This is a genomic window from Rhodococcus sp. NPDC060090 (genome assembly GCF_042729855.1).
Classification (GTDB): domain Bacteria; phylum Actinomycetota; class Actinomycetes; order Mycobacteriales; family Mycobacteriaceae; genus Rhodococcus.
On sequence record NZ_JBHWXB010000001.1, the window covers coordinates 221,641 to 229,322 of the forward strand.

The window sequence follows — 7,682 nt, forward strand, 5'->3', positions numbered from 1 at the left end:
TCACGTAAGCAACAGTGCCCGCCTTCCACTCGGAAGGCGGGCACTGTTGCTTACGGCCGTTGCTTACGGCCGCGGCTTCCTGCTGCTGCCCGCCCACCCGCCCACCCACTTCCGAGCGAATGTATCCTTCGTCTCCTTCATTGAGACCGGTGGCACATTCGCTCAGTCGTGGTGGGAGGCCCGGGCCGGGCGTGGGTGCGGAGTGTCGACTCGGCATCAAGATCGAAGCGGGATAAGCTCCGGAAATCTCGTTCGGCCGCACAACGAACGATGACGGGGCACCCCTGCTCATCGGCGGCGAATTACAGGGAGGACGCTAGATGTTCGGATCGGTAACGGGAAGCGCTGACGTGTTGGCGAGTGCGATCAACCTCTTGATTCAACTGCTCTGGTGAGCTGACGTCGAACAGCAATCGGCCCCACCATCCGGGGGATGGCGGGGCCGATCGTCGACGTAAAAGTCAGTTCGCGTACTGCGTGGTTCCGGGAGGAGCCGTCAGCGTCTGGATGAGGCCGACACCCGCGATGACAAGCGTCGGGCCACCCGCGACGATGGTGCCGAGCACACCACCGACGGCAGCTCCCGGAACACACCCGACTGCCAGGATCGGAAGTGTCGCCACCGATCCGACAATGCAACCGATAATGGTACCGGTCAGGCCGCCGACAGCAGTCGCAATACCGAGCTGCGACGCGAAGTTCTGCTGAGCCTTGAGGTTCTCGTCAGGCGAAGCCACGTCCGTCACCTTCAACGCGACCGGGGTCAGGCCCGGAGCGACCTTGTCCTCGGGGGCGACGGGAGTCGCCTGCGACAAGTCGGTCGACGGGGTCAGCGTGAGGGTTTTGCCGTCCTCGCTGATCTCACGCTCGAACGGCAGCTGAATGTCGCCGAGCTGGATTGCCAGCGGCAGGCTGACGACAGTGTTGCCGGCGTCGTCCTGCAGTTCGACGCTCTGGCCGTCGCCCGAGACCTGGAACGCGCCTGCGTCGATGACGGTGACGACCGACTGGCCGTCCACCTTCGACTCGTAGTTGATCTCGTCCGGGGCTGCCGGGGCCGCGTAGGAGGTTCCAGCCGTGATCCCCATTGCGGCGATGGTCATCGTCGCTACAGCGGCAAGCTTCCTGAGCTTCATGTATTTCCGTTCTGTGACATGGCGCACGCCTGAAGACGCCCCCATATTTCTCTGTACGCGTGAGACTTCCGAACCCCCGACGACGTTCTTTTTGTCCGAAAGTCACGTCCGGTCCAGAATCATAACTGACGTCACAGCGATTTGTTATCCGGGTAAGGCCTGATAGATGCCGAATCGTAGCCAAAAGCGCTTACATGCCACACATTCCACGTAGCGCAGTTAGGACATCCTGGCTCGAATTGGCGGAATACCCGAATATACGGTGGCCTCCGCACTGACTCAGCAGCACGACAGCTAGTTACCAGGTAGTAACTCCAACATAGTTACCAGCGGGTAACTTAGCGTGCGTTACGATGCTGAGGCTTATACCAGGCGGGCTGTCCGCCCCCGACACGAAAGGCCACGTATGAATGCCCTGACGATCACGTTGGGCACGATCGGCGTGCTGCTCAGCCTCGTGTGTTGGTACTCCTTCATCGGCGGCGCGTGGAAGATGGTCAACACCATCCGGATCGGCCAACCGGCCCCGGACCGGTGGCGTCCGTTCTTCCCGCGCTTCAAGCAGATGATCGTCGAGTTCCTCGCGCACACGAGAATGACCAAGTTCCGGACCGTCGGCTGGGCTCACTGGCTCGTCATGGTCGGCTTCATGCTCGGCGCGATCGTCTGGTTCGAGGCATACGGCCAGACGTTCAGCCCCGAGTTCCACTGGCCCCTCATCGGCAACACCGCGGTCTACCATTTCCTCGACGAGATTCTCGGCCTCGGCACGGTGATCGGCATTCTCGTGCTCATCATCATCCGCCAGCTGAACCACCCGCGTCAGCCCGGCCGGATGTCGCGCTTCACCGGCTCCGATTTCAAGGCCGCGTACTTCGTCGAGGCAGTCGTCCTCATCGAGGGCCTCGGCATGATCTTCGTGAAGGCCGGCAAGATCGCCACCTACGGCGGCGGCCACATGAGTACCGACTTCTTCACGATGAACCTCGCCAAGCTCCTCCCCGCGAGCCCCGAGATGGTGTCCGTCTTCGCGTTCATCAAGTTGATGTCCGGCATGATCTGGCTGTACATCGTCGGCCGCAACATCACGTGGGGTGTCGCATGGCACCGTTTCGCCGCGTTCGCCAACATCTACTTCAAGCGTGAGGACGACGGCGGCGTCGCCCTCGGTGCCGCGAAGCCCATGATGTCGAAGGGCAAGCCCGTCGACATGGAAGAAGCCGATCCCGACAACGACACCTTCGGCGCCGGACGCATCGAGGACTTCTCGTGGAAGGGCTGGCTGGACTTCAGCACCTGCACCGAGTGCGGCCGCTGCCAGTCTCAGTGCCCCGCATGGAACACCGGTAAGCCGCTGTCGCCGAAGCTGCTCATCATGTCGCTGCGCGACCACGGCAACGCCAAGGCCCCCTACCTGCTGGCCGGTGGCCGCACAGACATGGGCGGCGACGAGGTCGGACTGGTCGACAGCGAAGGCAACGTCGATGAAGCCGCACTCGCCAAGATCCCCGAGGCGGCACGTGCCGAAGCGGGCCGCAAGCTCGTCGGCGAATCGGCCGAACTCGTCGAAGCCGGCGAACTCACCCCCGTCATCGACACCGAGACGCTGTGGAGCTGCACCAGCTGTGGTGCGTGTGTCGAGCAGTGCCCGGTGGACATCGAGCACGTCGACCACATCATCGACATGCGTCGCTACCAGGTGCTCATCGAATCGGACTTCCCGTCCGAACTCGCGGGTCTGTTCAAGAACCTCGAGAACAAGGGCAACCCCTGGGGCCAGAACTCCAAGGACCGTCTCAACTGGATCAACGAGATGGACTTCGACATCCCGGTCTTCGGCCAGGACGCCGACAGCTTCGACGGCTACGAGTACCTCTTCTGGGTCGGCTGCGCCGGCGCCTACGAGGACCGCGCCAAGAAGACCACGAAGGCCGTCGCCGAACTGCTCGCCACCGCTGGCACCAAGTTCATGGTGCTCGGCGCCGACGAGACCTGCACTGGCGACTCCGCTCGCCGCGCGGGCAACGAGTTCCTGTTCCAGCAGCTCGCGCAGCAGAACATCGAGGTCCTCGACGGTGTGTTCGAGGGTGTCGAGCAGAGCAAGCGCAAGATCGTCGTTACCTGTGCACACTGCTTCAACGCGCTGAACAACGAGTACCCGGAGGTCGGTGGCAACTACGAAGTCGTCCACCACACCCAGCTGCTCAATCGCCTGGTGCGGGCGAAGAAGCTGGTCCAGGTCACGTCGGTCGGTGAAGACGTCACCTACCACGACCCATGCTTCCTCGGCCGCCACAACAAGGTGTACAACGCGCCGCGTGAACTGATGGCCGCGTCGGGCGCGAAGCTCGTGGAGATGCCTCGCCACGGCGAGCGGTCCATGTGCTGTGGTGCCGGTGGCGCACGCATGTGGATGGAAGAGCGCATCGGTAAGCGCATCAACGTCGACCGCGTCGACGAGGCGTTGAGCACCGACCCCAAGAAGATCGCGACGGGCTGCCCGTTCTGCCGCGTCATGCTCACCGACGGTGTCACGGCACGTCAGGAAGAGGGCAAGGGCGAAGGTGTCGAGGTCGTCGACGTCGCGCAGCTCATGCTCGAGTCCATCGCACGGGTCGAGGCAGAGAAGCTCACGGAGAACCTCAAGGTGATCCAGGAGCCGAAGACTCCGGTCGAGGCAGAAGCTGTCGCCGAGGCCATCGAGGAAGAACGCGTCGAGGAGATCGAGGAGGCTGCGGCCACCCCTGAAGCTCCCAAGACGACGGGTGTTCCGAAGGCCGGCGGTCTGCAGATGAAGGGCGGGCTCAAGGGACCCGGCGCCAAGAAGGCAGCCGCTCCCGCTGCAGCTCCGGCCGCTGAGACTGCGGAGGCTCCGAAGGCGAAGCCCGGTGGCCTGCAGATGAAGGGCGGACTCAAGGGTCCTGGCGCCAAGAAGGCAGCGGCACCTGCAGCAGCTGCGCCGGAGGCCGCCGCTCCCGAGGCGTCTGCACCGTCCGAAGCTCCGGCCGTCCCGAAGGCCAAGCCCGGCGGACTGCAGATGAAGGGCGGGCTCAAGGGACCCGGCGCCAAGAAGGCAGCGGCACCTGCAGCAGCTGCGCCGGAAGCCGCCGCTCCCGAGGCATCTGCACCGGCGACCGAGTCGGCGCCTCCGACCGCCAAGCCCGGTGGTCTGCAGCTCAAGAGCGGACTCAAGGGTCCCGGCGCGAAGAAGGCAGCTCCCAAGGCTGCAGCAGCGCCTGCCCCCGAGGCCGCACCTGAAGCCGAGGCTCCCGCAGAGGCCCCGAAGGAGACGGCGGTCCCGAAGGCCAAGCCCGGTGGATTGCAGCTCAAGAGTGGACTCAAGGGCCCTGGCCCGAAGAAGGCAGCGCCTGCAGCCAAGCCCGCAGCGGAACCGGCCCCTGAGCCCACTCCGGAACCGGAAGCCGCGGCCGAGCCCGAAGCTGCTCCTGAAGCCCCGGCTGCAGCTCCACCCAAGGCCAAGCCCGGCGGACTGCAGATCAAGGGCGGCCCCAAGCCGCCCGGCCGCAAGTAAGCAGGCCTAGTACGAAGCAAGCAGCCCTGGTGGTCATCCACCAGGGCTGCTTGCTTTACATTTGCCCTGCTAGCTTCCGGGTTTCGAACGTCCCCATCGGACCGCTCCCCCTCGCAGCCAGCGCGATCCCCTCGCGAATTCGGGCGACGAGTGTGTTCGGCGTCTGCAGATCTGCCCAGGTCCACCGCACAACGACCCATCCCGCATGCCGCAGCCGATCCTCGCGCAGCTTCTCCTGGAAGACGACATCCTCTGCATCCCTGGTGGCGACACCGTCACGCCGGTACTTGATCCGCCCGTCGAACTCGCCGATCACTCCGTGCTCAGGAAGCAGGAAGTCGACGCGAGCCAACCAGCGACCATTCGCATCGAACACATCCGGCTGTTCTTCCGGGATAGGCAACTGTGCACCGATCATCAGTACTCGACTGCGGGATTCGCCGACACTGTCGCTGCGGTCGCTCATGAACCGAACAGCACGCGCCGCTTTGGCTCTGCCCGGATGCCGGCCCATCCGCTCGACGACTCGATTCAGTTCGTCGAGCGTCGTGGCACCGATCCTCAGGGCCCGGTCCCCCACCACGACAGCTTGCTCGAACGTCAGCGTCGAAGAGAGATCGGCGGTCGTCCGTCCGACGGAAAGCACACGCACGCCGTCCCTCGACGTCACCTCGTCCTCGGTGAACTTCGACGAGTGCAGCACGCACCCGGATCCCTGCCGACTTCCACCGGAGCGATTGCGAGTCGCGTGGACGGCGTCCAGCGGAATCTGCCACGTCTCCAGTCCGTGCAGCACCGCCGCCGACACGTGACTCAGAGCGGTGCCGACTCGGAAGTTCTCCATCGTCGCCCTCGCGCGGTAAACATGCCGATCTCGCTCATCTGCGGCTGCGTAGATGCCGGACGGGATATACACACCCGAGCCCAACCGAGTCCATACTCCTGTTCGTACCAGTCGCCGGACTTCGGAGTCGGTGACACCGCGCGCACGCGCCTCGTATCGTCGAATGATCTTGTCGTCCCTCACACAACGCAGCGTTGTCCACCGGTTCGACCGGCACCATCCCCGTTTCAGAAAATCGCGGATTCTGTGGATGGATAGACCACCTGTGGACAAGTTCCATACAGCCCCCACGTGGAGGAACGGATTTAGGCTGGTCCCCTGTGTTGTCTCGTACCTTGCCCGTTCTCGGAGCGACGGTGATCGCCCTCGCGATCACTCCTACCGCACTCGCTCAGGCCCCGCTTCCCGTGCCGTACGACTACCACAACGGCGTCGTCGTCGAATTGGGGAATCCGGGTGGTTCACCCTCCGGAGCGAACATACCGTGCACGTCAGAGCAGGAACCCGTCGTTCTCGTGCACAACACGGCCGGGAACAAGCAGATCGGCTGGCAGACCCTGGCACCGCTCCTCGCCAACGAGGGGCGCTGCGTCGTCAGCTTCACGTACGGCGAGTTCGGTGGTCCGTGGCCGATCGACGCAGTCGGTGGATTCGGCCCCATCGACGCGGCCGCGCACGAGATGGCGGCATTCGTCGACGACGTACTCGCCCGGACCGGAGCCGAACAGGTCGATATCGTCGGCCACTCGCAGGGGACACTCGTCCCGTCGCAATGGGTACAGTTCCACGGTGGTGCCGACAAGGTCGACGACTACGTGTCGCTGGCACCGATGTGGCACGGCACCGACGTGTTCGGATCACAGACACCGGACGTTGTCCGCCCCGCATTGGAGGCAGCGTGCGCGGCGTGCGCCGACATGTTGCCGGGTTCGCCGTTCCTGGAACGACTCCGGAGCACCGGGATCTTCGAGCCGACGATCGACTACACGAACATCCTCACCCGCCACGACCGGACCGTCGTGCCCTACACCAGCGGATACGCGGAGGCGCCGAACGTCACGAACATCGTGCTGCAGGATGTGTGCCCGTCGAACCCCGCCGGGCATCTGGGTCTATTGGCCGATCCGACGACCGCCGAGCTCGTGCTGAGTGCGCTGGACGATCACAGCTCCATCGACTCGGCGAGCTGCGGCCAGGACCGCTGAAGCTCGTCTTCCCAGTAGCCCCACGAGTGTGTGCCCTCGGGCCGGAAGTGGAACGTCGCGGGGATGTCGAGTTCCCCCAACCGCTCCTGGAGTCGGTGAGTGCAGATGTTGGTGGCAGCCTCGATGACACCACCCAAGACCACCTGGTCGAGCAACGGCGGTGACTGCGCTGTCCGTGGAAGTGCCGGGCTCTCGTACGGGCCGGGCAAACCCGAGCCGTTCGAGATGTACAGCGAGAGGCCGCGTAGGCCTTCCGCATTGACGGTCGGGTCGTGCTCGACCCAACCTTCCCCGTCGTACGGGCCCCACATGTTCGTAGCGTCCGTTTCCCCCATGCCTTCGACCACCGACCGCAGATAGGTCTGCCCGAGTAGGTCGCTGGTCTGCGCGCACCCGCTGTACGACGCGACCCCGCGGTAGAGGCCGGGAGCGTGGATCGCGAGGTCGAGCACCGACGTTGCGGCCATCGACAGGCCCGCGATCGCGTTGACACCCGTCGTGCCCAGCGCGTCGTCGATCACCGGGGGCAGTTCCTCCGTCAGAAACGTCTGCCACTTGGCCACTCCGACGACCGGATCTTCCTGGACCCAGTCGGTGTAATACGTGAACATACCTTCGGCGGGGATGACGACGTTGACGTTCTTGTCGTCGAGGAAGTCGAGGATCTTGGTCTGGTTGAGCCAGTTCGCGCCGTCCTCACCGCCGCCGGCACCGTTGAGCAGGTACAGCGTCGGGCGCGGAACAGATGTGTCTGCAGGCTTGATGACCTGCAGGGGAATGTCGCGATCCATCGACGGCGAGTACACGTGCATGTCCGAGTGGCGGTCGTCGACCTGCTCGACCCGATCTACATGTGCCGCAGGCGCGGCGACAGCGGGCACGGCAGGCACCGCGAAGGCGAACGCGACCGCGGCGCACAAAGCGGCTCGACGAGGAACGTACTTGGTCATATGGCGGTTCCGGCC

Annotated in this window: 5 protein-coding genes; 2 read left to right on the forward strand and 3 right to left on the reverse strand. The window is 64.5% G+C overall.

Translation table 11 applies throughout. The features are described from left to right. Positions 1-461 precede the first annotated feature (461 nt). Entirely contained in the window at positions 462-1,136 is a 675-nt protein-coding gene (locus ACFWCF_RS01020; RefSeq protein WP_378556016.1) for an ammonium transporter, read from the reverse strand. Positions 1,137-1,542: 406 nt separating this feature from the next. Between ACFWCF_RS01020 and ACFWCF_RS01025 the strand changes: the two genes are divergently transcribed. After that, positions 1,543-4,668: a (Fe-S)-binding protein gene (locus ACFWCF_RS01025; RefSeq protein ID WP_378556019.1), complete on the forward strand. Its 3,126-nt coding sequence runs from the start codon at positions 1,543-1,545 to the stop codon at positions 4,666-4,668. A gap of 55 nt (positions 4,669-4,723) precedes the next feature. Here ACFWCF_RS01025 and ACFWCF_RS01030 read toward each other — a convergent pair whose 3' ends face one another. Further along, a complete protein-coding gene (locus ACFWCF_RS01030) occupies positions 4,724-5,695 on the reverse strand; it encodes a type IV toxin-antitoxin system AbiEi family antitoxin domain-containing protein (protein ID WP_378556022.1) in 972 nt (323 codons plus the stop codon). A 137-nt stretch (positions 5,696-5,832) separates the two neighbouring features. Here ACFWCF_RS01030 and ACFWCF_RS01035 point away from each other — a divergent pair, with 137 nt between their 5' ends. Then, entirely contained in the window at positions 5,833-6,717 is an 885-nt protein-coding gene (locus ACFWCF_RS01035; RefSeq protein WP_378556025.1) for an esterase/lipase family protein, read from the forward strand. On the opposite strand, the gene ACFWCF_RS01040 is transcribed toward ACFWCF_RS01035, so the two are convergent. Further along, the gene (locus ACFWCF_RS01040; RefSeq protein ID WP_378556028.1) at positions 6,675-7,667 is read right to left on the reverse strand and encodes an alpha/beta hydrolase; all 993 of its coding nucleotides are present in this window, start codon (positions 7,665-7,667) and stop codon (positions 6,675-6,677) included. The genes ACFWCF_RS01035 and ACFWCF_RS01040 overlap by 43 nt on opposite strands. Positions 7,668-7,682: the final 15 nt, after the last annotated feature.